The 25,219-nt window shown below is 43.7% G+C and carries 25 protein-coding genes; 15 read left to right on the top strand and 10 right to left on the bottom strand.

The annotated features are described in order from the left end of the window. Positions 1–100: 100 nt before the first annotated feature. From ptsP to WMO31_RS09485, 6 genes are all read right to left on the bottom strand, one after another. Positions 101–1,801, bottom strand: a complete 1,701-nt coding sequence (gene ptsP, locus WMO31_RS09460) for a phosphoenolpyruvate--protein phosphotransferase (protein WP_021883523.1) — start codon at positions 1,799–1,801, stop codon at positions 101–103. A 38-nt stretch (positions 1,802–1,839) separates the two neighbouring features. Beyond that, positions 1,840–2,103 (bottom strand): HPr family phosphocarrier protein, encoded by a 264-nt coding sequence (locus tag WMO31_RS09465; protein WP_015522639.1) that lies wholly within the window; start codon positions 2,101–2,103, stop codon positions 1,840–1,842. 147 nt (positions 2,104–2,250) lie between these two features. Then, positions 2,251–4,176, bottom strand: a complete 1,926-nt coding sequence (locus tag WMO31_RS09470; RefSeq protein ID WP_117979572.1) for a PTS fructose transporter subunit IIABC — start codon at positions 4,174–4,176, stop codon at positions 2,251–2,253. Positions 4,177–4,191: 15 nt separating this feature from the next. Then, complete coding sequence (gene pfkB, locus WMO31_RS09475; protein ID WP_015522641.1) at positions 4,192–5,097, bottom strand: 1-phosphofructokinase; 906 nt, start codon at positions 5,095–5,097, stop codon at positions 4,192–4,194. Beyond that, positions 5,075–5,842, bottom strand: coding sequence for a DeoR/GlpR family DNA-binding transcription regulator (locus WMO31_RS09480; protein ID WP_015522642.1), 768 nt, complete (start codon positions 5,840–5,842; stop codon positions 5,075–5,077). Before WMO31_RS09480 ends, pfkB begins: the two co-directional genes overlap by 23 nt. 377 nt (positions 5,843–6,219) lie before the next feature. After that, positions 6,220–6,861: a Crp/Fnr family transcriptional regulator gene (locus WMO31_RS09485; protein WP_293639500.1), complete on the bottom strand. Its 642-nt coding sequence runs from the start codon at positions 6,859–6,861 to the stop codon at positions 6,220–6,222. A 270-nt stretch (positions 6,862–7,131) separates the two neighbouring features. On the opposite strand from WMO31_RS09485, the gene nrdD reads away from it, so the two are divergent. From nrdD to WMO31_RS09505, 4 genes are all read left to right on the top strand, one after another. After that, on the top strand, positions 7,132–9,303 hold the full coding sequence (gene nrdD / locus WMO31_RS09490) for an anaerobic ribonucleoside-triphosphate reductase (protein ID WP_101028935.1): 2,172 nt from the start codon (positions 7,132–7,134) through the stop codon (positions 9,301–9,303). Then, complete coding sequence (nrdG, locus tag WMO31_RS09495) at positions 9,303–9,839, top strand: anaerobic ribonucleoside-triphosphate reductase activating protein (protein WP_046431920.1); 537 nt, start codon at positions 9,303–9,305, stop codon at positions 9,837–9,839. Before nrdD ends, nrdG begins: the two co-directional genes overlap by 1 nt. A gap of 138 nt (positions 9,840–9,977) precedes the next feature. Further along, positions 9,978–10,277: a zinc-ribbon domain-containing protein gene (locus WMO31_RS09500; RefSeq protein ID WP_367999597.1), complete on the top strand. Its 300-nt coding sequence runs from the start codon at positions 9,978–9,980 to the stop codon at positions 10,275–10,277. A 201-nt stretch (positions 10,278–10,478) separates the two neighbouring features. Then, positions 10,479–10,694 carry a hypothetical protein gene (locus WMO31_RS09505; RefSeq protein WP_367999598.1) on the top strand — a complete coding sequence of 72 codons (216 nt, stop codon included), beginning with the start codon at positions 10,479–10,481 and terminating at the stop codon, positions 10,692–10,694. A 288-nt stretch (positions 10,695–10,982) separates the two neighbouring features. Here WMO31_RS09505 and WMO31_RS09510 read toward each other — a convergent pair whose 3' ends face one another. The 3 genes from WMO31_RS09510 to WMO31_RS09520 are packed head-to-tail and all read right to left on the bottom strand — an operon-like array spanning position 10,983 to position 15,947. Beyond that, the gene (locus WMO31_RS09510; protein WP_015522647.1) at positions 10,983–12,188 is read right to left on the bottom strand and encodes an aspartate kinase; all 1,206 of its coding nucleotides are present in this window, start codon (positions 12,186–12,188) and stop codon (positions 10,983–10,985) included. A gap of 24 nt (positions 12,189–12,212) precedes the next feature. Further along, entirely contained in the window at positions 12,213–13,448 is a 1,236-nt protein-coding gene (locus tag WMO31_RS09515; protein ID WP_021883530.1) for a homoserine dehydrogenase, read from the bottom strand. A 45-nt stretch (positions 13,449–13,493) separates the two neighbouring features. Then, positions 13,494–15,947 (bottom strand): transglycosylase domain-containing protein, encoded by a 2,454-nt coding sequence (locus WMO31_RS09520; protein WP_367999599.1) that lies wholly within the window; start codon positions 15,945–15,947, stop codon positions 13,494–13,496. Between the two features lie 153 nt (positions 15,948–16,100). Between WMO31_RS09520 and WMO31_RS09525 the strand changes: the two genes are divergently transcribed. From WMO31_RS09525 to WMO31_RS09575, 11 genes are all read left to right on the top strand, one after another. Then, positions 16,101–16,253 carry a hypothetical protein gene (locus WMO31_RS09525; protein ID WP_155130864.1) on the top strand — a complete coding sequence of 51 codons (153 nt, stop codon included), beginning with the start codon at positions 16,101–16,103 and terminating at the stop codon, positions 16,251–16,253. 18 nt (positions 16,254–16,271) lie between these two features. Next, complete coding sequence (locus tag WMO31_RS09530; protein ID WP_101070763.1) at positions 16,272–16,601, top strand: hypothetical protein; 330 nt, start codon at positions 16,272–16,274, stop codon at positions 16,599–16,601. 210 nt (positions 16,602–16,811) lie between these two features. Continuing rightward, complete coding sequence (fabK, locus tag WMO31_RS09535) at positions 16,812–17,762, top strand: enoyl-[acyl-carrier-protein] reductase FabK (protein ID WP_021883534.1); 951 nt, start codon at positions 16,812–16,814, stop codon at positions 17,760–17,762. Continuing rightward, complete coding sequence (gene fabD, locus WMO31_RS09540; RefSeq protein ID WP_367999600.1) at positions 17,750–18,652, top strand: ACP S-malonyltransferase; 903 nt, start codon at positions 17,750–17,752, stop codon at positions 18,650–18,652. The genes fabK and fabD overlap by 13 nt, the downstream gene beginning before the upstream one ends. A gap of 22 nt (positions 18,653–18,674) precedes the next feature. Beyond that, on the top strand, positions 18,675–19,418 hold the full coding sequence (gene fabG, locus WMO31_RS09545; RefSeq protein WP_015522653.1) for a 3-oxoacyl-[acyl-carrier-protein] reductase: 744 nt from the start codon (positions 18,675–18,677) through the stop codon (positions 19,416–19,418). Positions 19,419–19,435: 17 nt separating this feature from the next. Beyond that, entirely contained in the window at positions 19,436–20,665 is a 1,230-nt protein-coding gene (gene fabF, locus WMO31_RS09550) for a beta-ketoacyl-ACP synthase II (RefSeq protein WP_367999601.1), read from the top strand. Positions 20,666–20,679: 14 nt separating this feature from the next. Then, entirely contained in the window at positions 20,680–21,153 is a 474-nt protein-coding gene (gene accB / locus WMO31_RS09555; RefSeq protein ID WP_021883538.1) for an acetyl-CoA carboxylase biotin carboxyl carrier protein, read from the top strand. 12 nt (positions 21,154–21,165) lie between these two features. Next, positions 21,166–21,585 (top strand): 3-hydroxyacyl-ACP dehydratase FabZ family protein, encoded by a 420-nt coding sequence (locus tag WMO31_RS09560; RefSeq protein WP_015522656.1) that lies wholly within the window; start codon positions 21,166–21,168, stop codon positions 21,583–21,585. Between the two features lie 69 nt (positions 21,586–21,654). Beyond that, positions 21,655–23,013 (top strand): acetyl-CoA carboxylase biotin carboxylase subunit, encoded by a 1,359-nt coding sequence (gene accC, locus WMO31_RS09565; RefSeq protein WP_117949824.1) that lies wholly within the window; start codon positions 21,655–21,657, stop codon positions 23,011–23,013. Positions 23,014–23,018: 5 nt separating this feature from the next. Next, positions 23,019–23,882 (top strand): acetyl-CoA carboxylase, carboxyltransferase subunit beta, encoded by an 864-nt coding sequence (gene accD / locus WMO31_RS09570; protein ID WP_367999602.1) that lies wholly within the window; start codon positions 23,019–23,021, stop codon positions 23,880–23,882. Positions 23,883–23,884: 2 nt separating this feature from the next. Further along, positions 23,885–24,667, top strand: coding sequence for an acetyl-CoA carboxylase carboxyltransferase subunit alpha (locus WMO31_RS09575; RefSeq protein ID WP_367999603.1), 783 nt, complete (start codon positions 23,885–23,887; stop codon positions 24,665–24,667). A 78-nt stretch (positions 24,668–24,745) separates the two neighbouring features. On the opposite strand, the gene WMO31_RS09580 is transcribed toward WMO31_RS09575, so the two are convergent. Beyond that, positions 24,746–25,183, bottom strand: a complete 438-nt coding sequence (locus WMO31_RS09580) for a hypothetical protein (RefSeq protein WP_367999604.1) — start codon at positions 25,181–25,183, stop codon at positions 24,746–24,748. Positions 25,184–25,219 lie beyond the last annotated feature (36 nt).

Here is a 25,219-nt window from a genome sequence, read left to right on the forward strand (position 1 = left end):
TTAATATACCAAAAGACAAATCCCCGTCAGAATTTCTGACGGGGATTAATCGTGTTTGCAAATTATTTAACTGAGATTAACGCATATTAACTTGGTTGTTTTACACAACCGATTTGAGGTATTCGACAATTTCCTGCTGTGTACTCATTTCAAGCACCTTTGCAGTAACTTTGTCTGCCTCTTCTTTTGTCCATGTGGAAATTATTTTTCTCACATTGAGAACTGACGGAGCAGAAACGCTGAATTCTGTGAGTCCGAATGAAATAAGCAACGGAATCATCAGCTTGTTTGCGGCAGCCTCACCGCACATTCCGACTGAAATGCCGTTCTGAACACCGCACTCAATTGTGCGCTTAATCATTCTGAGAACGCTTGGCTGGAGGGGAGAGTAGAGGTAAGACACATCGTTGTTGCCTCTGTCACAAGCCATTGTGTAGCCTGTGAGGTCGTTTGTGCCGATGCTGAAGAAGTCTGCCTCTTTTGCAAGCATATCTGCGATAACTGCCGCAGACGCTGTTTCAACCATAACACCAACCTGAATGTTTTCGTTGAAATTTATGCCCATATTGCGTAAATCGGCTTTGCATTCTGCAACAAGCTTTTTGCCCTCACGAAGTTCATCCATAGTTGTGATGAGCGGGAACATAATCTTGATGTCACCGAATGCGCTTGCACGCAAAATGGCTTTAATCTGTGATTTGAAAAGTTCACGGTTTTTAAGGCAATATCTGATTGCACGGAATCCCATGAACGGATTTTCTTCTTTTTCAAGTCCAAGGTACGGAATGTCCTTGTCACCGCCGATATCAAGTGTTCTGATAATCAGCGACTTGCCCTTTAAGATAAGAGCCGCCTTTTTGTAGGCCTCAAACTGTTCGTCCTCTGTCGGAATTGAAGTTCTGTCCATAAACAGAAACTCTGTTCTGAAAAGTCCGACACCCTCGCCGTCTGCATCAACTGCCTTGACAGCGTCTTCGGGTTTTCCTATGTTGCAGAAAAGTTCATAAACTTCTCCGCTTGCGGATTTTGTTTCTCGTCCCCTGTAATTTTCAAGCTCTTTGCGTTCTGCAAGAAAAGCGTCACGCTTTTTGGAGTATTCTGCAACTGTGTTATCATCCGGATTAACAATTACAGCACCCTCACTGCCGTCAACTACAACTGTGTCGCCGTTTTTCAGGCTTGATGCGACACCCTCAACACTGAGTACGGCGGGAATCTCAAGCGCTCTTGCAAGAATTGCAGAGTGGGAAGTTGTTCCGCCTGTTTCAGTAATAATGCCTGCTATGTTTTCTTTTACAATACCTGCCGTAACAGAAGGAGTAAGCTCCCTTGCAACAAGCACAGTGCCTTTTGGCGCATCGCTTACTTTAATTTCGTTTACTCCGAGAAGAATGCCGAGAACACCACTCTTGATATCTCTGACATCAGCCGCACGCTGTTTTGTAAGCTCATCGTCAGCTGCCGAGAACATTGCAATAAACATATCGCACATATGCTCAAGAGCAGATTCCGCACATTGACCGTCTGCAATCAGCTTTTCAATTTCACCGCTGAGATACGGATCTTTGATAATCTGAATGTGACCTGCAAGAATTTCTGCCTCTTTTTCACCGGCTGAACTGCGAAGATTTTCTGCCTGTTTTTCAGTATTGTAGCAAAAAGCATCTACTGCTGCCTTAAAACGCTGTGACTCTGCCTCAGTATCCGTTACTGTTCGTGGAGTGTATTCAAGCGAATGTTCTTCAATAAGCATTACCTTACCGATTCCGATACCCTCGGATGCGGCTGTTCCGTGTAGCATAATCTTCACCTCTTGTAACTGGTCTATCATCGGAGCCATTACTCGCCAAGACCGCTCTCAATGAGCTGTACTGCCTCTGCAAGTGCCTCGTTTTCGTCAGCACCGTCGCAAACAACTTCAATTTCACTGCCGCACTTGATGCAAGCCGCAATAATGTTGAGGAGGCTCTTTGCGTTGTACTGATTGCCGTTGAATTTGATTGTTACATCACAGCTGTATTTGCCCATAGCTGTTGCAAAAACCGATGCCGGACGCATATGAAATCCCTGTGCATTTGTGAGTACGAGCTCTTTTGATACCATAATAAAATCTCCTTTATAAAATAAATTTGTGTTTTGAAGTTTTGAATCTAATGTCGTGAAAGTTCTTTGAGTTTTGAGGGGTGGCACCGGCTTTTACACCGGTGCCGAGGAACAAAACATTTCAAAAAACGGGTAATAGCAAATTAATTATTTTTTAATCGGTCTTTTGAGAAGTGCAAGCATAAGCATTGTAACTACTGCACCGATTGCAAGAGCAAGGAGGTAGAAATACCATGTACCCTGCATTGTTGCGAATACGAAGATACCGCCGTGAGGAGCCATAAGCTTACAGCCAAAGAGAGCTGAAAGTGCGCCTGCTACTGCAGAACCAACGATACATGAAGGGATAACCTGAAGCGGATGACCTGCTGCGTAAGGAATTGCACCTTCTGTGATAAATGAAAGTCCCATTACATAGTTTACGGGAGCATTCTTTCTTTCTTCGTCTGTCCAACGATTCTTGAAGAATGTGTTTGAAAGAGCGATTGCGATTGGAGGAACCATACCGCCGATCATAACTGCTGCCATAATGATGTATGCCTGATCGTCTGCGTTTGCAAGGTTAAGTGTTGCGAATGCATAAGCTGCCTTGTTGAAAGGACCGCCCATGTCGATAGACATCATACCTGCGAGGAGCGCACAGAGCGGAACCATCATTGCAGGGTTAGAGGCAATAGCGTTAAGGCCGTTTGACATACCTGAGTTAATCATACCCATGAACGGGTTGACTGCGCACATTACAACGAGAATACCGCCGAGTCCGAGAAGCGGATAGATGAGAACGGGCTTGATACCCTCAAGAGCCTTAGGCATCTTATCGCACATTTTTTCAATACCGAGCATTAAGTAACCGCCTACGAAACCTGCAAGCAAGCCGCCGAGGAAGCCTGACGGAACTGTTTCTGCAGCGGCAGGATCCATAAAGGTTGCGCCTGATGTTGCAAGGAAACCGCCTACAAGACCAACGAGAAGACCGGGACGGTCTGCAATTGACATTGCGATAAAGCCGGAAAGGATAGGAACCATAAGGTTAAATGCCACACCGCCGAGTGTCTTAAACCATGCGGCTGCAGGAGTTACCGTACCGAATGCACTGCCAACCTCCTGTGCGTTAACACCGCATGCAATATCAATGAGGAATGCGATTGCAATGAAGATACCGCCTGCTACAACGAACGGGAGCATATGTGATACACCGTTCATAAGGTGACCGTAAGCGCCGCCTCTCTTCCTTGGAGCATCTGCAGAACCACCTTTGTGATGATATACGGGAACTTCTTTGTTTACAATCTTGTTGATAAGCTCTTCCGGCTTATGAATACCGTCTGAAACGGCACACTGTAAAACGGGCTTGCCGTCAAAACGGGCAAGATTTATTGTGATGTCAGCGGCAATGATGATACCGTCACAATTTGCAATTTCTTCTTCGGTAAGCACATTCTTTGCACCGCCCGAACCGTTTGTTTCAACCTTAATCGGAATGTTAAGGCTGTCGCCGGCTTTCTGGAGTGATTCAGCCGCCATATAAGTATGAGCAATACCTGTTGGACAGGCTGTGATAGCAAGAACTCTGTAACCCTTCTTTGCAGGAACTTCTGCCTTTGGTTCATCGGGGAACTTTTCTGTTTCTCTTGCGTCAATAATCGAGATGAATTCTTCCGGAGTTTTTGCGGCTTTAAGCTTTGCGGTAAAATCTTCATGCATCAAAAGCTGCATAAGTCTTGCAAGTACTTCAAGATGAACATCACCGTCTGTTGTTGCGGCAATCATAAAGAGCAGCTTACAGGGCTTACCGTCGGGCGAGTCATAATCTACACCGTCTGGAACTGTGATAGCCGTGAGGGCGGGAGCTTTTACAGCTTCGCTCTTGGCATGGGGAATTGCAACCTCCATACCTACAGCTGTTGTGCCGAGTTCTTCACGGTTGAGGATTCCCTCTTTGTAGGCTTTAACATCCTTGAGGTTTCCGCACTTTTCATGTAATGAAACAAGTTTGTCAATTGCTTCGCTCTTGTCGGCAACTTTAACGCCGAGAGCAATACCCGATTTTTTTAATAAATCTGTGATACGCATATTTTTCTCTCCTTTTTAATTGAATTTTGCAAGCAATTCATTTATTTTTTCTTTTGTGGCAAGTCCGTCAAGAAATGCCGTTGCATTTCCGCACACACTGCCCAATTTCAGCGCATAGGGGTAGCTTTTTGTTTTTTCATATCCTGCCACAAAGCCTGCTACCATTGAGTCTCCCGAACCGACTGTGTTAATTACCTTTTCTTTGAGGACTCCTGCTTTGTGCCTTTTCCCAAATTCGTCAATGAGCATTGCTCCGTCACCGCCGAGTGAAATCAGAACATTTTTTGCACCGAGTTTCTGCAACTCTTTTGCATACTTTTCAATATCATCCTCGGTGTTGATTTCAACTCCGAACATTTCGGAAAGCTCCTGTCTGTTCGGCTTGATGAGGAACGGCTTGTACTTGAGTGCGTTGAGTAAAAGTTTTTTTGTTGCGTCAACTACAATTCGTACATCCTTGCCCTTGATTCTTTCAAGGATTCTTTCATAAACATCATCAGGCATCGTATTCGGAATGTTTCCTGCAATTACGATTGTGTCGCCGTCGGATATTCTGTCAATTTTTGAAAACAGCCTTTCAAGTTCGCCTTCACTTATGTGAGGTCCCTGACAATTGATTTCTGTTTCAACGCCGGCTTTGATTTTTATGTTGATTCTTGAAATTCCACTTTCAAGCTTAATAAAGTCGGTGATAATCCTGTCGTTGCGAATACCCTTTTCAATGGCGTCACCCGTAAAGCCTGCAACAAATCCGAATGCCGTACTTTCAAGGTCAAGCTCTGCAAGTACGCATGAAACATTGATTCCCTTACCTCCGTAGTAATATTCTTCGGCGGTTGTTCGGTTTGTTATTCCCGGAACAAGCGAATCAAGTCTGACAATGTAGTCAATTGACGGATTAAGCGTTACGGTGTAAATCATTTTTTACCTCCTTTATCACCGTTGCCTGCGAAAAGTCCGGCGTAGGCAGTTTGTCGGTGATTATACAACATTTTTGCAGAGGGGCAAATGTTACGGAATACACCCTGCGAAATTTTGAATGGTCTGCAAGAACAAATGCCATATAAGATTTGTTGATTGCCGTTTCCTTTATAAGACCTTCTTCAATGTCGGGGGTTGTGAATCCCGAACCGATGTCAATTCCGTTTGCTCCCATAAAAGCTTTTGTAAAGTTAAAGCAGTTTATGCTTTTTATCGCTTCGGCACCCACAACAGCCTCGGTAAGCGGTTTTATTTTTCCGCCTACTATATATGTCTGCATACCCTTGTGGATAAGCATTCTGGCGTGTGTTATGCCGTTTGTAACATATGTTGCGTTTGTATTTGTAATGTGGTCAACAAGCTTTAATGTTGTTGTTCCTGCGTCAATATAAACAAAGTCAGAGTCATGGATAAGCTTTGCACAGTATTCTGCAACCGCATCTTTTTCATCGCTCATAACGGTTTCACGATTGCTTACCGCATCTTCAAAAACACCCTCGTTTCTGGTGATTGAAGTTGCACCGCCGAAAACCTTTGTGAGCTTTCCCATCTCATCAAGAGCGGAAAGGTCTCTTCTTATTGTTGACTCGGATGAGTCAAGCAACTTTGTTAATTCCGACACCGTGACCGAATTTTTTTCTTCGAGCAAATCAAGTATTGCACGATATCTGTCCTGTGTAAGCATTATCCTCACCTCTTGACTTATATTATAACACCCGTTTTTTAAAAGTCAAGCAAAATCGGTCAAAAAAATTCAAAAAAATTTAAAGACAGCAAAATTAGCTAACAAAAAAAGTGTCGAGCGTTATTTAAAAACAGTATAATTTTACCGTTTTTGCAATTAAAATTGGTATTTTTGTTTTTCTTCATTCAAAATCAGTCAAATTAATTATTTTGACTATAATTCTTTTAGCGTGTTGACTGCAAGGTGTTTTTATACTACAATATTAATCGTTGTGTACAAAAAAAGCCTGCAAGTTTTTTGCAGGCTCAAAACGGCGAAATCACGCATTTATATTTTTTGTTTTTTATGTTTTTTTATACATATATATATGTTATATGTCATTCTGACAAATCTTCAATGACTGTGATTTTTCGCTTTTCGGAGATTATAATATTTTCCTCATTCATCTTTTTTATTTCACGCATCATTGCACTTCGGTCAACAGAAAGGTAATCTGCAAGGTCGGAAAGAGGGAGAGGAAGATAAAAGGTGTTTTTTCCTTTTTCGGTTTTAATGTATTCAAAAAAAGTCAAAAGCTTGCTCCTCAGCGTCTGCTGACAGAGAATGTCTGTGTGAGCAAGACTTTTTTTATGAGATTTTTTGATGTATGCACTTATAATCCGCTGGTGTTTACTGCAATGCTTTTCACAACAGGCTGTAAATTTTGAGTATTTCACGAAATCAACTTTGCAGTTTGTTTTGGCACTCAGATAAAAAATTCTGTTGTCTGATTCGGGTACAATGCAGGTGACGATTATGTCGCCCTTTTCATAAAAAGAAATAATTCTCCGCTGATTTTCGGCATTGTCTGTTGTCAGATAAACAGTTCCTTCTTTTATGATGCAAATTGTGTCATTTTCGGGTGAATATGTAGTTATGATTTCACCCCTTTTATACTCTCTTTCAATAGGTTTAAAACACTCGTTTATCCCGATGAAATCTGATTTTTTAAGCCTTGCACCGCCTATTTCTTCTATCATTTGCAACACTCCATAATGTGTGGCGTTTTTTGTCTTGCCACAAGATATAGTATAGTATATCACATAATTGTTGCCTGTGCAACAGTATTTATATTGCAATTATTGTATAATTGGTCTTACATTGCAGGGATAGTTTGGTTCCTTGCAATTTTATTACATAACGCATTTTTTAAACGGCATTATTGAAAAATTTATTTTTTTATTCGGATTAACAGATATAGGATATTTTTACCAAGGAAGTACCGCAAAATAATAAAAAGGGGAAGGATTATGAGAATTATTAAGCGTAACGGCTCAGAAGAAGATTTCAACATTGAAAAAATTATTAATGCCGTTAAAAAAGCAAACGGTTCGGGGGAACACAAGTTCCTTACAGACGAACAGATTGAGGATGTTGCCGACTATGTTGAATATAAGTGCAACAAAATCAGGAGAGCAGTGTCCGTTGAAGAAATTCAGGATATGGTTGAGGATCAGCTCATGGCAAAGGGTGCGTTTGAGCTTGCAAGAAGATATGTGCGTTACCGCTACAACCGCTCGCTTGTTCGTAAGGCAAACACTACCGATAACAGGATTCTTTCGCTTATCGAGTGCAATAACGAGGAAGTAAAGCAGGAAAATTCAAACAAGAACCCTACCGTTAACAGCGTTCAGCGTGACTATATGGCTGGTGAGGTCAGTCGTGACCTTACAAGAAGAATGCTTTTGCCGGCTGATATTGTTGAGGCTGATAAGGAAGGTATTATTCACTTCCACGATTCGGACTATTTTGCACAGCATATGCACAACTGCGACCTTGTAAACCTTGAGGATATGTTGCAGAACGGTACCGTTATCAGCGATACGCTTATTGAAAGACCGCACAGCTTTTCAACGGCGTGTAACATTGCAACTCAGATTATTGCACAGGTTGCAAGTAACCAGTACGGCGGTCAGAGCATAAGCCTTGCTCATCTTGCACCGTTTGTTCAGGTTTCCCGTGAGAAAATCCGCAGAGAAACTCTTGCGGAAATCGAAGAACTCGGTGTTCATCCCACAGAAGAGAAAATCAACGATATCGTTGAGCAAAGACTTCGCAAAGAAGTAAACCGTGGTGTTCAGACCATTCAGTATCAGGTTGTTACTTTGCTCACAACAAACGGTCAGGCTCCGTTTGTAACCGTGTTTATGTATCTTAACGAGGCTAAAAACGAGCAGGAAAAGCACGACCTCGCTATGATTATCGAAGAAACTCTCAAACAGCGTCACAAGGGCGTAAAAAATGAAAAGGGTGTGTGGATTACACCTGCGTTTCCAAAGCTTATTTATGTGCTTGAGGAGGATAACATAACAGAGGACAGCAAGTATTGGTATCTTACGGAGCTTGCTGCAAAATGTACCGCAAAGAGAATGGTTCCCGACTATATCTCGGAGAAGGTTATGCTCCAGAGCAAAATTGATAAAAACGGCGAGGGACATTGCTTTACCTGTATGGGTTGCAGAAGCTTCCTTACTCCTTATGTTGACGAAAACGGCAAGCCGAAATATTACGGCAGATTCAATCAGGGCGTTGTGACTGTAAATCTTATTGATATCGGACTCAGCGCAGGCAAGGATCTTGATAAATTCTGGAAGATTTTTGACGAGAGAATGGAACTTTGCCACAGAGCATTGCAGTGCCGTCACGAGCGTCTTACAGGCACTCTTTCGGATGCCGCTCCTATTTTGTGGCAGTACGGTGCTTTGGCAAGACTTAAAAAGGGTGAGAAGATTGACAAGCTTCTCCATGGCGGTTATTCAACGCTTTCACTCGGTTATGCAGGTCTTTGGGAGTGCGTTTACAGCCTTATCGGCAAAAAGCTCACAGAAAAAGAGGGCAAAGAACTCGGTCTTGAAATTATGCAGAAGCTGAACGACTATTGTGCAAAGTGGAAAAAGGCTGAAAACATTGACTACAGCCTTTATGGTACTCCTCTTGAAAGCACAACATATAAGTTTGCAAAGTGTCTTCAAAAGCGTTTCGGCATTATCAAGGGGGTAACAGACAAGAACTACATCACTAATAGCTATCATGTTCATGTTACCGAGAATATTGACGCATTCAGCAAGCTGAAGCTTGAATCCGAATTTCAGGCTTTGTCACCGGGCGGTGCAATCAGCTATGTTGAAGTTCCGAATATGCAGGATAACATTCCCGCTGTTTTACAGGTTATCAAGTTCATTTACGATAACATTATGTATGCAGAGCTTAACACAAAGAGCGATTACTGTCAGGTTTGCGGTTATGATGGAGAAATCAAGATCGTTCACGATGACGGCAAGCTTGTGTGGGAGTGTCCTAACTGCGGCAACCGTGATCAGGATAAGATGAATGTTGCAAGAAGAACCTGTGGATATATCGGAACTCAGTTCTGGAATCAGGGCAGAACTCAGGAAATTGAGGAAAGGGTGCTTCACCTTTGATGAATTACGGAGAAATTAAACTCTGCGATATTGCAAACGGTGAGGGAGTAAGAGTATCGCTCTTTGTATCCGGCTGTACGCATCATTGCAAAAACTGTTTTAATCCGCAGACATGGAGTTTTGATTACGGCGAACCTTTTACAAAAGAGGTTGAGGATAAAATTCTCAAAGAGCTTGAACCGTCATATATTGACGGCTTGTCATTGCTCGGCGGAGAACCCTTTGAACCTTCAAATCAAAGAGCCTTAGTGCCGTTTTTAAAGCGTGTCAGAGAAAAATATTCCGACAAAACAATTTGGTGTTATTCGGGCTATTTGTTTGACAAGGAGCTTCTTTCCGACAGCAGAGCAAGATGTGAATGTACGGATGAAATGCTTTCAATGATTGATGTGCTTGTTGACGGTGAATTTGTTGAGGCTCTTCACGATATAAGCCTTGCGTTCAGAGGCTCGTCAAATCAGCGTATTATAGATGTAAAAGCGTCACTCAAAGAAAATAAAATAATTCCTCACAAGCTTATGAAAAGGGGAGTGTAATAAAAAGCGACAGCCGTAAAACTGTCGCTTTTTGTAATATTATTGAATTATTGCGTGGAATGTTGTTGATTTTGCAAGGCAAATAGTGTAAAATGATAGCATACTATTTATAGAATATTATGCAAGGAGCGATTATATATGGTATGTAAAAATTGCAATCACGAAATTGACAACGGAGCAATGTTCTGTACTTACTGCGGAACACCTGTTGAGCAGACTCCGGAGCCTGAAACACAGCCTGTTGAAAATGCTTCAACCGAAGATGCTGCACAGAACCCTTACGAGAATGTGCAGGCTGCACAGCCTGAGGTTGATAACGCACAGCCGACTGCCGACAGTCAGCCACAGCAGAATCCGTATTCTCAGCAGTACGGTCAGCCAAATCAAACTTATTATCAGCAACCGCAGCCTAACAAAACTTCATACGGTCAGCAGTAGTTTACAAACTCACCGAACAATGATTACGGCGCAAATCAAAGCAAGTACGGCAATCAATATCAGAGCTACAACAACGGCTATAATCAGCAGTACAACACGCAGTATCAGCAGACATACAACTCACAGCCTGTACCGCCCGTTGCACCGCCATACGGTACTCCGGATACTCAGCCTGTAAGCATAGGCGGTTGGATCGGCGTTATGCTTTTAAGCTGTCTGCCGATTGTAAACCTCATTATGCTCTTTGTTTGGGCATTCAGCTCATCAACAAAGAAGTCACTCAAAAACTATGCAAGAGCCGCTCTTATCCTGGCTCTTATCGGAGTTGTGCTTGTTGTAGTTGTTTCAATTATTCTTGCAGTCTGCGGTATCAGTATCTTCAACGAATTTTCCAATTCAGGATATTACTATCATTAAATTTAACGGTGAATAGCTGTACCCAATTCGTACAGACAGCTTTATAATGTTAAAAACAAAGTTTACCGATACAAAAAAATCCCTGTCCGTAACGGACAGGGATTTTCATTTGCATTATAAAAAAGTTTTAGGGCTGCGAACCTCGGCTCTTCTAATGTCAAGCCTCGTTGTTCTCCGCTATTCCTAAAATAACTTCCACTCGTCTAATCCGTTTCAATTACTTGCGTAATTTTCACGGCTTAGTCCTCGCCGGTCGTTATTTTAGGGCTGCGAACCTCGGCTCTTCTATTAGTCAAAGAACTTGCTGTGGATAGCGCTTACAGCCTTGTCAGCGTCTGCTGAATCAATAAGAACCGAAACCTTGATTTCGCTTGTGCTGATCATCTGGATGTTGACCTGAGCGTCATAAAGAGCCTCGAACATCTTTGTAGCAACGCCTGCGTGGCTTTCCATACCTGCGCCGACGATTGAAATCTTAGCTACCTTATCGTCATAGAGAATTTCCTCTGCACCGAGGTTCTCTGTGTATTCTTTCATAAGAGCAACAGCCTCTTCGCCTCTGTTCTTGGCAACTGTAAAGCTGATGTCCTTCTTGCCGTCATGACCGATTGACTGAAGAATAATGTCAACATTGATATCTTTAGCAGAAAGCTTTGAGAACATCTTAAAAGCAAGACCGGGGATATTCGGAACACCCATAACAGAAATTCTTGCAACATCTGTATCTTTAGCAACACCGCTGATTAACATTTTTTCCATTTTAGTTTTCTCCTTTACAATTGTACCCGAAGCCTTTGTCATACTTGAAAGCACTTCAAGCTCGATATTATATTTTTTAGCCATTTCAACCGAACGGTTGTTAAGAACCTGAGCACCGAGTGTAGCAAGCTCAAGCATTTCGTCATAAGAGATTTCCTGAAGCTTCTTAGCGTTCTTAACCTTTCTCGGATCAGCTGTGTAAACACCCTCAACATCGGTGAAAATCTGACAGAGATCAGCGTGCATTGCAGCCGCAATAGCTACGGCACTTGTGTCTGAACCGCCTCTGCCGAGTGTTGTAATATCGCCGTATTTTGAAATGCCCTGGAAGCCTGCAACGATTACAATGTTCTTCTTGTCAAGCTCTTTCTTAATTCTGTCAGGCTCAACTTTTCTGATTCTTGCGCTTGTGTGAGCAGAAGTGGTATTGAAACCTGCCTGCCAGCCAAGAAGAGAAACGGCGTGGTAACCGAGCTTTTCGATTGCCATTGCAAGAAGTGAAATAGAAATCTGCTCGCCTGCGGCAAGAAGCATATCCTTTTCTCTTTTTGAAGCCTTTGGATTGATTTCGTTTGCCTTTTCAATGAGATCGTCTGTTGTGTCGCCCTGAGCGGATACAACAACTACAACATCATTGCCCTTTGCGTAAGTGTCTGTTACGATTGATGCAACATTCATTACTCTTTCGGCATTGGCAACAGAGCTGCCGCCAAATTTCTGAACTATCAAACTCATGTACTTAATACTCCCTCTATAAAATTATAAATCAGCCACACGGATACTTGAAAGTACCGAAACACCGTCAGCCTCAAGCTGAGCAATCTTCTCGGCAAATTCGTTGTACGGCATAGCCTTGACAACAAATGCTTTTTCGTCGGCAGGTGCGTCAGCCTTATTGATTACTGTTACCTCACCGAATAATTTTTCTGCCTTTTCTGCAACATTACTGCCGTTTGCACGAACATACATGGCACGGCTTGACTCCTCCCAAGGAAGAATGTTTTTGCCGTTGCCGTCTGCCCAGTAAAGGAACTTTCTTGTCTTGAGGTGCTTACAGCAGTCGATTACATCGGCTACAACTGCGCTTGCTGTAGGAAGCTTGCCTGCACCCTTGCCGTAGAATACTACATCGCCTGTGCAGTCGCCTCTTACCATAATGCCGTTGAACTCATAGTCAATATTAGCAAGCTGGCTCTTGTTCGGAACGAGCATAGGAGCAACGATAATGTCAATCTTGCCGTCCGCAAGACGCTTAACACTGCCGATAAGTTTAATTACGCAATGGAAAGCCTCAGCGTATCTTACATCTTCAAGTGTAATTTTTGTAATGCCCTCTGTATGTACAGAGTCGGGATAAACATGCTTTCCGTATGCAAGAGATGCAAGAATACAAATCTTACGGCAAGCGTCGTGACCTTCGATATCAGCGGCAGGATTTCTCTCGGCAAAGCCAAGCTCCTGAGCAAGCTTGAGCGCATCGTCAAACTGCATACCGTCTTCAATCATCTTGGTAAGGATAAAGTTTGTTGTACCGTTAAGAATACCGGCAATCTCGTCAACATTATTTGCAACAAGACACTGGCTCATCGGGCGGATAATCGGAATACCGCCGCCTACCGATGCTTCAAAGAGGAAGTTTGTGTTTGTTTCCTTTGAAATTTCAAGGAGTTCTGCACCGTGAGCGGCAACAAGCTCCTTGTTTGAAGTAACAACACTCTTGCCTGCTTTAAGACATCTCTTTACAAAGTCATAAGCAGGATTAAGGCCGCCCATAACTTCAACAACAACTCTTATTTCGAGGTCGTTGATGATATCTTCAAAGTTTTTTGTGAATCTGTCTGCAAGCGGGCTGTCGGGAAATTCACGAAGGTCAAGAATCTTCTTGACATAAACCTCTTCACCGATGCTTGCATAAAGCTTCTGTTTGTGTGTTGTAAAGATTTCGGCAACGCCCGAACCTACAACACCGTGACCCATAATTGCTATTGAAACCATATCTAAAAACCTTTCCTTTCGAGTTTTTGGTTTTAACCTGTTATTTTATTCTGCGGCAGGGGGAGCTTCCTCACCGCCGCCTGACGATTCACCGCCTCCGGAGCTTTCGCCTCCGCCTGAGGATTCCCCTCCGCCTGAAGGTTCTCCGCCTGAATTATCTCCTCCGCCTGAAGGTTCTCCGCCTGAATTATCTCCTCCGCCTGAGGTGTCGCCGCCTGAATTATCTCCTCCGCTGTTGCTTGTGTCGCCGCCGTAATTGCTACCGCTGTTGTCACCGCCGTAATTGGGATTGTAGTAGCTTGAGGAGTCTGAAACATCTGAGCCGTATTCATAGTTACCGCTGTAATATGAACCTCCCGAACTCGGCATATTGTCCTCGGTGTAGTAGCCCACATACCGTCCCGAAATATTATCTGTTGAAACAATAAGTCCCGTTGTAGGATTATATGTTGCCTCAATCAGGTTATCGGATATCTTATATTCCTTGTTTTCTTTGCCTTTAAGGTACTTGCCCATAACATTTGCAAAGAATTTTGTTGCCGTTGTTCTTCCACTGTAGGAAATGGTTTTAGGTTTATCAAAACCGCACCATGTAGCCATTACGGCATATGGCGAACATCCGCAGAACCATGAATCCTTATCGTCATCGGTTGTACCTGTTTTGCCGATAATGTCCCAGCCTGAAATCTGAGCGTAATGTGCGTTTGTGTGAGCACTGTTTGTAACATTGTAGTGAAGCAGTCTGTTCATGATTCCTGCTGTTTCGGCTGAATAAGCCTGTTTCGGAACTGCGTCACGGTTATCAATGATTATGTTGTCCTCTGAGTCGGTTACATAGTAGTATGTGTACGGTTCGTAGTAAAGACCGCCGTTGCCGAGATATGTGTAAGCAGCCGCCATTTCTCTTACTGTAACACCGCCGTTCATACCGCCGATTGAAAGAGCACCCGTATTCTGTGCATCCTGTTCCGTAAGATTCTTGAATCCCATTTTTGTAACAACCTGCTGATATGCAACGCTCGGACCGCCGATAAGCTCCATGGTCTGAGCGGCTGTTGCGTTTGATGACCACTCGATTGCATCGGGAAGACTCATATTGCCGTTGTAGTAGCCGTATGCGTTGTTAGGACCCGAAACAAGCTGACCGCTTTCATTTGTACGATAGTTGTCAAGCGGTTCATCAAGAACCATTGATGAGAAATAAAGCTTCTTTGATTCGATTGCATAAGGGTAAACAACAACAGGCTTGATTGAAGAACCCGGCTGAAGTACGGAGTTGTAGGATCTGTCCCAGCCGAGAGCGCCTTCTTTCTTTGTTGAAGAACCGACTGTTGCAATTACTCTGCCGTCATATCCCATAATTGTTGACGCAATCTGAAGGTCGGAATCATTTGATTTATCAATATTAAGTGCCGCATTTTCAAGGTAGGTCTGAGCTTTTTCGTCCATTGCACAGTAGATTTTAAGTCCCTCTGTGTAAAGCTTTAAAGATGCCGCAGTTTCGCTTATGTTGTAATATTCTGCAATGTCCTTTTGAAGATCACGAAAGAGCTGATCAATATACCAGTTCTGAACATCTGCCTCGTCATCGTCGTCATCGTCATCGGACGCCTGCCAGCCGACAAATGTCATTGTGGCACTTTCTTTCATAGCCGCATCAAATTCGTCTTTAGAAATTTTTTTCTGATCATACATTTCATTGAGAACGATTTCACGGCGCTCCTTGTTGTTTTCAGGGAAAACAAGCGGATTCCATCTTGACGGGTTTTGTGTAATTCCCGCAATTGCCGCACATTCCGCAATTGAACAGTCCTTTATGCTCTTGCCGAAGTAAAGCTGAGCCGCAGATTCAACACCCTGACAGTTATTGCCGAAGTTTACAACATTGAGGTAGGCTTCAAGAATTTGATCCTTTGTATATTCCTGCTCAAGCTTTAGTGCCTTTGTGATTTCACGAAGCTTTCTTGTAATTGAAACCTCGTTGTCATCTGTAATGTTCTTAATGAGCTGCTGGGTGATTGTTGAACCGCCGTATGAGTCCGAACCGGTTGCAAGATTTGCAACGGCGGAAAGTGTTCTGCCCCAGTCAACACCGTTGTGGTCAAAGAAACGCTTGTCCTCAATTGCGACAACCGCATCTTTCATTGCCTGAGGAATATCCTGATTGTCAACCCAGATTCTGTTCTCGGTATCGTATAGTTTCTGATACTCCTTAAATTCCTTTGTATCCTCATTCTGAATATATATTCGGCTTGTCTGGTTCATAGACTTTGCCTTGAGGTCGATGCCCGTAGGCTCGGACGCAATGGTGAAAATGTAGACAGCAAGTGAAATGCCCGTAATAAGCAGAGCAACCAGGCATACCGAACAAACGGTAATCAGGAACTTGCCAAAACCCCTGAAAAATCTTTTTACACCTCCGTCAGCTTTTTCGGATAATTCATTTTGCTGAATATCCTTCTTATACTGACTGATGTCAGTTTCACGCTTGTTTCGCATATTATCTCCTTTATCAATTCACAATTTACGGTTAAACGAACAACTGTCGGTTTGTAATTTGTCTGAGTGATTTGCACAAACGCAGTGCGCCGGCTGTAATACATAAATTATATAATAACATATATATTCAAAATTACAAGCAGGAATACTCATTTGATTATTATATCACCTGAAAAGAAAAAAATAAATATATTAATGCAAATTTCTCTTAAAAAATATGCAGAATTAAGGCGGTCTTTTGGTTGGAATTTTATAAAAATGATGAATATAACCGTTGGTTCGGGAAAAAATAAAAGTAAAAACTGACGGAAAGAGTGCTGTAATATGAAAAAAATAGTTGGATTAACAGGTGTGATTCTGATTGCGTGTATGATGATAAGTTCGCTTTTTGCTCCCGTGAATTCTGCGGAAAACACCTCTGCAACAAGCAATTATTCGTCGTCGCAGAATAACGGTACAACGGAAGGCGACTACATCATAAAAGCTGAAAAAGGGTACATTGTAGTGTACAAAAAAGGCGAGGACAAAGCGTATCTGACAACCGACTGCAGAGTATCAAATCTTCCGAAAGGCGACGCACTTTACCTTGAAAAAGGAATTGAAATAAAGGGGAAAGAAAACCTTATGAGGGCTCTTGAGGACTATTGCAGTTAAAGGCTTAATGGTAAGATAATTCTTCATATATATTGACTTTTCTGTGCTTTTATATTGACTTTTCTGTGCTTTTGGAGTAAAATCAGACTGATATGCCATAAAGTATGGAATCAGGTGCAGAATTTGCCGTAAATTTTTCAAAATAATGAAATCTTGCAAATTTTCTGTTTCTGAAAATCAAGTAAAAATGCAGAAAAGGAGATATTACATATGATTTCTACTGTCATTGACCAGTCGCTCGGTCTTGAGTTCCCTATTTTTCAGGGAGGCATGGCTTGGGTGGCTGATGCATCGCTTGCCGCAGGTGTTTCAAACGCAGGCGGTCTCGGCATTATTGCAGCTATGAATTCCAACGGCGAACAGCTCCGTGAGGAAATCAGAAAGTGCAAAACAATGACCGATAAAATTTTCGGCGTAAACATCATGCTTATGAGTCCGTTTGCAGAGGAAGTAAGCGATGTTGTAGTTGAAGAGGGCATCAAGGTCATCACAACAGGTGCAGGCAACCCCGGCAAGTACATGGCAAAGTGGCTTGAGGCAGGCATCAAGGTTATTCCTGTTGTTCCTAGCGTTGCACTTGCAAGGAAAATGGAAAAAGACGGTGCTTTTGCCGTTATCGCAGAGGGCGGCGAGTCAGGCGGTCATGTCGGTGATCTCACAACAATGGCTCTTGTTCCTCAGGTTGTTGATGCAGTAAATATACCTGTAATTGCCGCAGGCGGTATTGCAGACGGCAGACAGATTGCCGCAGCATTTATGCTCGGCGCTCAGGGCGTTCAGGTCGGCACAAGATTTCTCGTTGCAAAGGAATGTACTATCTCTCAGGAATATAAGAACAAAATTCTCAAAGCAAGAGATATTGACACGGTTGTAACAGGTAAAAGACTCGGTCATCCTGTTCGTTCAATCCGTAACTCGTTTACCCGTGAATATACAAAGGCTGAGTACGATTCGGCTAATGTTTCCGATGAGGAGCTTGAAAATATGGGACTCGGCAGACTCAGAAGAGCCGTGAGAGAGGGCGATGTTTCTCAGGGTACCGTTCTTGCAGGACAGGTTGCAAGTATGGTTAAAAAGGAACAGCCGGCAAGAGAAATGATTGAAGAGATGTTCTCACAGGCAGAAGAAGTATTGAACGGAGCAACAAAATGGGTAAAATAGCATTTATTTTTTCAGGTCAGGGCGCACAGTACAGCGGTATGGGCAAGGATCTTTACGATAATTCGCCTGCCGCAAAGGCTGTTTACGAAATGGCTGATTCTATAAGAGAAAACACTTCAAAGCAGTGCTTTGAGGGTACAATGGAGGAGCTTTCAAAGACAGTAAATACACAGCCGTGTATTTTTACTGCCGACCTTGCGGCCGCAAGAGCTCTTGTTGAAAAGGGTATCACTCCCGACTGCGTAGCAGGCTTTTCACTCGGTGAGATTTCTGCACTTGCTTTTTCGGGAATCCTTTCCGATGAAGAGGCTTTCAGACTCGTTTGCAAAAGAGGCGAGCTTATGGACAAAGCCGCAACGGAAAATCCCGGTGCAATGGCTGCCGTGTTAAAGCTTACTCCCGAAAAGGTTGAAGAAATCTGCTCAAGGTTTGACAAAACATATCCCGTAAACTACAACTCACCGGCTCAGACTGTTGTTGCAACAACAAGTGAAAATGCCGACGCTTTCTGCGAGGCAGTTAAAGCAGAGGGCGGAAGGGCAAAACTTCTTGCAGTAAGCGGTGCGTTCCATTCTCCCTTTATGGCTGATGCCGCAGAGGAACTCGGAAAGTATATGGAAAATGTTGACTTTGCTCAGCCAAAGGTTCAGATTTATTCCGATTACACGGCTCAGCCGTATTCGGGTGATTTCAAAACGCTTGTTAAGGCACAGGTTGAGAATCCCGTAAAATGGCAGACTATTGTTGAAAATATGATTAATGACGGCGTTGACACCTTTATCGAGGTTGGTGTGGGCAAAACTCTCACAGGCCTTGTAAAGAGAATCAACGGAGATGTAAAGGCATTCAAGGTTGAAACTGCGGCTGATATTGACGCACTTGAACTTTGATACTGTTCGGAGGTATAATATAATGAGATTTGAAAATAAAACAGCCGTAGTAACAGGCGGCTCAAGAGGTATCGGTCTTGCAATCGCAACGAAGCTTGCAAAAGAGGGTGCTAACATCGCAATTCTCTATGTAGGTGACGAAAACGAGGGCATTAAGGCTAAGGAAGAGCTTTCACAGTACGGCACAAAGGTTGAGCAGTATTTCTGCGATGTTTCAAATTTTGAAGAATCAAAGAAGGTTGTCGATAAGGTTATCGAGGAATTCGGCAGTATCGAAATTCTTGTAAACAACGCAGGCATCACAAGAGATAAGCTCGTTTTAAATATGGACGAAAAAGATTTTGACGCTGTAATCAATGTAAACCTCAAGGGTACATTCAACATGATTAAGCATACATACAAGCACTTTATGAAAAAGCGTTACGGCAGAATCTGCAGCACAGCGTCAATTGTCGGTCTTACCGGCAACGCAGGTCAGGCTAACTATTCTGCGTCAAAGGCCGGTATTATCGGTCTTACAAAGTCGGTTGCAAAGGAACTTGCAGGCAGAGGCGTTACGGCTAATGCAGTTGCTCCGGGTTACATTGCAACAGATATGACAAGTGTACTTCCCGATAAGGTAAAGGACGCAATGAAAGCACAGATTCCTGCAAAGCGTATCGGTACTCCCGATGATGTTGCAGATGTAGTAGCTTTCCTCTGCTCTGACGATGCCGCTTATGTAACAGGCGAGGTTATCAGAGTTGACGGCGGACTTGCAATGTAATTGATTTGGAGGATATAATGAGCAGAAGAGTAGTTGTAACAGGTATGGGCGCAATTTCACCGATCGGTAACGATGTGCCTACAATGTGGAAAAATATGGTTGACGGCGTTTGCGGTATCGAAACAATCACAGCTTTCGATACAAGTGACCTCAAGGTTCACATCGCAGGTACAGTCAAGGATTTTGATCCCACACAGTATATTGAGAAAAAAGAAGTAAGAAAGCTTGATCCATATACACAGTACGCAATCGCAGCGGCACAGCAGGCTGTTGACGACAGCGGTATCATAGGCAAGATTGACGAGAACCGTTTCGGTGTTTATATCGGCGCAGGTATCGGCGGTTTGCAGACCTTTGTTAAGAATACAGTGGGCATGGAAAACGGAGGCCCGAGAAAGGTTTCTCCTTTCTTCATTCCGATGATGATCGGTAATATTGCAACAGGCAATGTTGCAATCCGTTTTAATGCAAAAGGTGTGTCTCTTTCGGTTATGAGTGCCTGTGCAACAGGTACAAACTCAATCGGTGAGGCTTTCCACTGCATCAAGGACGGTTACGCTGACGCTATCATCGCAGGCGGTGCAGAGGCAGTTGTTGCTCCTCTCACAATTGCAGGTTTCCAGAATATGAAAGCTCTTTCAACAAACGATGATCCAAAGCACGCATCCCGTCCGTTCGACAAAAACCGTGACGGTTTCATCATGGGCGAGGGCGCAGGCATGCTCCTTCTTGAAGAGTATGAGCACGCAGTTGCAAGAGGTGCTAAGATTTATGCAGAGCTTTCAGGCTACGGCAATACTTGTGATGCACATCATGTTACAGCTCCCGATCCTAACGGTGCAGGTCTTGCAAGAGCAATTAAGATTGCTTTTGAGGAGGCAAATGTTGCCGATGACGCACAGCTTTACATCAATGCTCACGGCACAAGCACACATCTTAACGACCTTACCGAAACAATGGCTATCAAGACGGCTCTCGGTGAAAAGGCTTATGATGCAAATATCAGCTCAACAAAATCAATGACAGGTCATCTCCTCGGTGCAACAGGCGCAATTGAGGCTATCGCTTCTGTTATGGCTCTCAATGACGGTGTTATTCCGCCGACAATCAACCTTGACGAACCCGATGAAGGTCTTGACCTTAACTATACACCTAACAAAGCAGTTAAGCGTGATGTAAATGTTGCCGCTTCAACCAACCTCGGCTTTGGCGGACATGACGCTTGTCTTGTATTTAAAAAATATTAAGCGAGGGAATTACTATGAATAAAATTGAAGAAATCAAGGAATATATTTCCCTTCTTGAAAATTCTTCTTTGAGCGTTCTTGAAATTGAAAAAGAGGACGGTACAAAGATTCATCTTGAAAAAGAACATCCGGCACAGCAGATTTTTAATGCATCTCCAATCGGTGCATATCAGCCGACTGCAACAGATGTTCCTGCTCCTGCGCCTGTTCAGCCACAGGCTCCTGCGGCTCAGTCTGCCGCTCCCGAGGAAGACGCCAAGACTGTAAACGCTCCGATTGTCGGCGTATTCTATGCCGCATCGGCACCGGGCAAGGCTCCTTTTGCTCCTGTCGGAAAGAAAGTAAGCAAGGGCTCAACCGTTTGCATTATCGAGGCTATGAAGTGTATGAACGAAATTCAGGCTGAGGACGACTATGAAATCGTTGAAGTTCTTGTTAAGGACGGAGATCTTGTTGAATACGGTCAGCCGTTATTCAAGGTTAAATAATCGGAGGACAGTATGAATCAGGAAGAAATTAAAAAGATTTTGCCGCACCGTGACAATATGCTTCTTGTTGAAGAGGCTGAAAGCGTTGACGAAAACACAGCAAAGGGCAGATATACAATAAAAGGTGACGAGTTCTTTTTACAGGGACATTTCCCCGGTAACCCCGTTGTTCCGGGTGTTATTCTCTGCGAAATGATGGGACAGGCAAGCTGTTGCCTTCTTGCAGACAAGGTTAAGAACTGCACACCTTACTTTACAAAGATGAACAATGTTAAGTTCAGAAATCCCGTGAAACCGGGCGACACTCTTGAAAGTGTCTGCACACTCACAAAGAGCAGAGGTGCATTCTACTTTATTGACGCAAAGGGTTATGTTGACGGCAAGCTCTGTGTAAGTGCCGAGCTTTCGTTTGCACTTGTTGAAAATAAGTGATTTTAAAGGCTGTCTGTGCCGTTTTGGGTGCAGACAGCCGTAATGCGATAAATAACTGGAAGTGAAAAAATGTTCTCAAAAATTCTGATTGCCAACCGAGGCGAAATTGCAGTAAGAATTATCCGTGCCTGCCGTGAAATGGGCATCAGCACAGTAGCAATTTATTCTGAGGCAGACAAGGATTCCCTGCATGTTCAGCTTGCCGATGAAAGCTACTGCGTAGGCGGTAACCGTGTTGCCGACAGCTACCTCAATATGCCTGCAATTCTCACCGTTGCCGTTGAAAGCGGTGCTCAGGCTATTCATCCCGGCTACGGACTCTTGTCCGAAAATGCCAAGTTTGTTTCGCTCTGTGAACAGTGCAACATCAACTTTATCGGTCCTTCATCCGAAATGATAAAGCTTTTGGGCGACAAGGACAACGCAAGAAAGACTATGCGTGCCGCAGGTGTTCCCGTAACCCCCGGCTGCGATATTGTTGAAAGCGTTGAACAGGCAAAAGAGGAAGCTGAAAAAATCGGTTTTCCGCTTCTCATCAAGGCTCGTTCGGGCGGCGGCGGAAAGGGTATTCGCCGTGTTGATTCAATGGAGCAGTTTGAAGAGGCATTTTTGTCAGCTTCAAGCGAGGCTCAGTCAGCATTCGGTGACGGTGCCTGCTACATAGAAAAATTCATTCACCCTGTAAAACATATTGAAATGCAGCTCTTGTGTGATAAATACGGCAATATCGTTTGTCTGGGTGAGCGTGAATGCTCTGTTCAGAGAAAGAACCAAAAGATGATTGAAGAAAGTCCAAGCCCCGCTCTTGATGAGAAAACCCGTAAAGAGATGATGATTGCGGCTGTTAAGGCGGCAAAGGCAGTCAACTATGTCAATGCAGGCACAGTTGAATTTTTGCTTGATATGGACAACAACTTCTACTTTATGGAAATGAACACCCGTCTGCAGGTTGAACACGGTGTTACGGAAATGGTAACAGGACTTGATATTGTTCAGTGGCAGATAAGAATTGCCGCAGGTGCAAAGCTTTCCCGCACTCAGGACAGCATCTTCACACACGGCAATGTAATTGAATGCCGAATCAATGCCGAAAATCCGGAAAAGGGATTCAGACCGAGCTGCGGAAGAATTACAAGACTTCACACCCCGGGCGGTGCATTTGTAAGATTTGATACGGCGATTTATCAGGACTATTTTGTTCCTCCGTACTATGATTCGATGATCGGCAAGCTGATTGTTCAGGCAAGAAGCCGTGCCGAGGCGATCAGAAAGATGAAAATGGCTCTTTCCGAGCTTACCATTGACGGAATTGACATTAACCGTGACCTTCTTGCCGAGATTCTCTCGGACGAACAGTTTGTGAGCGGTGAATATACAACAGATTTTATGGCAGAGTTTGAAGAGAAACACGCCGACAGGAAGAAGTAAAAGATATGGATTTGTTTGCTTTCAGAAAACCGAAGAATGAGCTTGAGTCCGATGAGGGCGAGAGCAAAAATGTACCCTTCGTTCCCGAAGAAATGTGGATAAAATGCCCCAAATGCAACACTATGCTCCTTACGACTGATATGGAGGAAAATCTTCATGTCTGCACAAAGTGCAACCACCATTTCAGAATGAACGGACGAGACAGAGTTGAAATGCTTGCCGACAAGGATACCTTTGTTGAGTTTGACGCAGACCTTTCAAGCCATAATATTCTTGATTTTCCGGGATATGACGAAAAGCTTGAAAAGGCGAGAAAAACAGGTGCTAAGGAGTCTGTTATCTGCGGCGAATGTAAGATGAACGGCATTGATGCCGTTCTCTGCGTTATGGATCCGACCTTTATGATGGGAAGTATGGGCGTTGTAACGGGCGAAAAAATCACCCGTGCGTTTGAATATGCAACCGAAAATGCAATGCCGATTGTTGTTTGTACTGCCGCAGGCGGTGCAAGAATGCAGGAGGGCATTCTCTCGCTTATGCAAATGGCAAAAACTTCTGGTGCGGTAAAAAGACACAGCGACGCAGGTAATCTCTACATCACCGTGCTTACAGACCCGACAACAGGCGGTGTTACGGCATCGTTTGCAATGGAGGGCGACATTATTCTTGCCGAGCCCGATTGCCTTGTTGCCTTTGCAGGTCCGAGAGTAATCGAGCAGACAATCCGTCAAAAGCTCCCCAAGGACTTCCAAACCTCGGAATTTGTTCTTCAGAAGGGCTTTATCGATTCGGTTGTCAGCAGAAATGATTTGAAATCTACACTTGTAAAACTGCTTAAATTGCACGGTTACAGCGGTGAGGAGGCTTAAAAATGACAGCTTACGAAAGGGTTATGGCGGCGAGAGATGCTAACAAGCTGACCTCGGTTGACTATATTGCCCATATGTTCGGTGACAGCTTCATTGAGCTTCACGGTGACCGCAGATATGCCGATGATAAAGCAGTTGTTGCAGGACTCGCAATGCTCTTTGACACTCCTGTTACTGTAATCGGAATTGAAAAGGGCAGAAATACAAAAGAGCGTGTTGAACGCAACTTCGGTCAGGCTCATCCCGAGGGCTACCGCAAGGCTTTAAGACTTATGAAACAGGCTGAAAAGTTCAGAAGACCTGTTCTTTGCCTTGTTGATACAAGCGGTGCATACCCCGGAATCGGTGCGGAGGAAAGAGGTCAGGGACAGGCTATTGCCGAAAACCTCATGGAAATGATGACTCTCAAAACTCCCGTACTTACCGTTCTTATCGGTGAGGGCGGCAGCGGCGGTGCGCTTGCACTTGCAGTTTCCGATGAAGTATGGATGCTTGAAAATTCTGTTTATTCGGTAATTTCTCCCGAGGGTTGTGCGTCAATTCTCTGGAAAGACAGCTCAAAGGCGGCTGATGCGGCAGAGGCTCTCAGGCTTACCGCACAGGATTTGTTTGACCTCGGTGTAATCGAGAGAATCATCCGTCAGCCAAAGGCAGGCGATCATGCTATGTTTGAAAGCCTTAAAATGCTCATTAAGAGAACTTTTGAAAAGAACCTTGCCCTTGATGACGAAGAGCTTTTGAATGCACGCTATGAGCGTTTCCGTAAAATCGGCAGACCCGAATAATTTATTTTAAACCTAAACATAAAAACGGCAGGAAAGACAATTTGCAAAACTGCAATGCCTTTCCTACCGTTTTATTTTTTAATTATATGTGCTGTAATCTCCGTCGTGCATTTCAGGACGATTCACCCAGTCACTAATGGAGTTGTTGCCGAAAATTGACTTGCTGTTGCCCGATACCGCCGCAGTTACATTGATTGCAATGCCTGCAATAATGACCGCACCAATCACACAGGCGGCAACAATTTTTACGATTTTAAAAGCTTTCTTTTTATCAATCGGCTGTTCTGCCGGCGGAATGTAGGGAATAGGTGGCTGATTTATTTCAAGTTCGGGCATTTCATTTTGAAACTGCGGTGCAAAACCCTCCGCCTGTTCAAAGCCTGTCTGCGGCAAAGGCGAGGTGTACTCAGTTTCGGTTGTTTCATTATTCGGTGTATTTAAAGCTTCGGAAATTTTCGTTCCGCACATCTGACAAAACGCAGACTCGGTTTCAAAACCGCAATTAGGACATTTCATAGGTTTGTACCTCGTAATTTTTGATAGTATGACACC

The organism is Ruminococcoides intestinale (assembly GCF_040095935.1).
In the GTDB taxonomy this organism is placed as follows: domain Bacteria; phylum Bacillota; class Clostridia; order Oscillospirales; family Acutalibacteraceae; genus Ruminococcoides; species Ruminococcoides intestinale.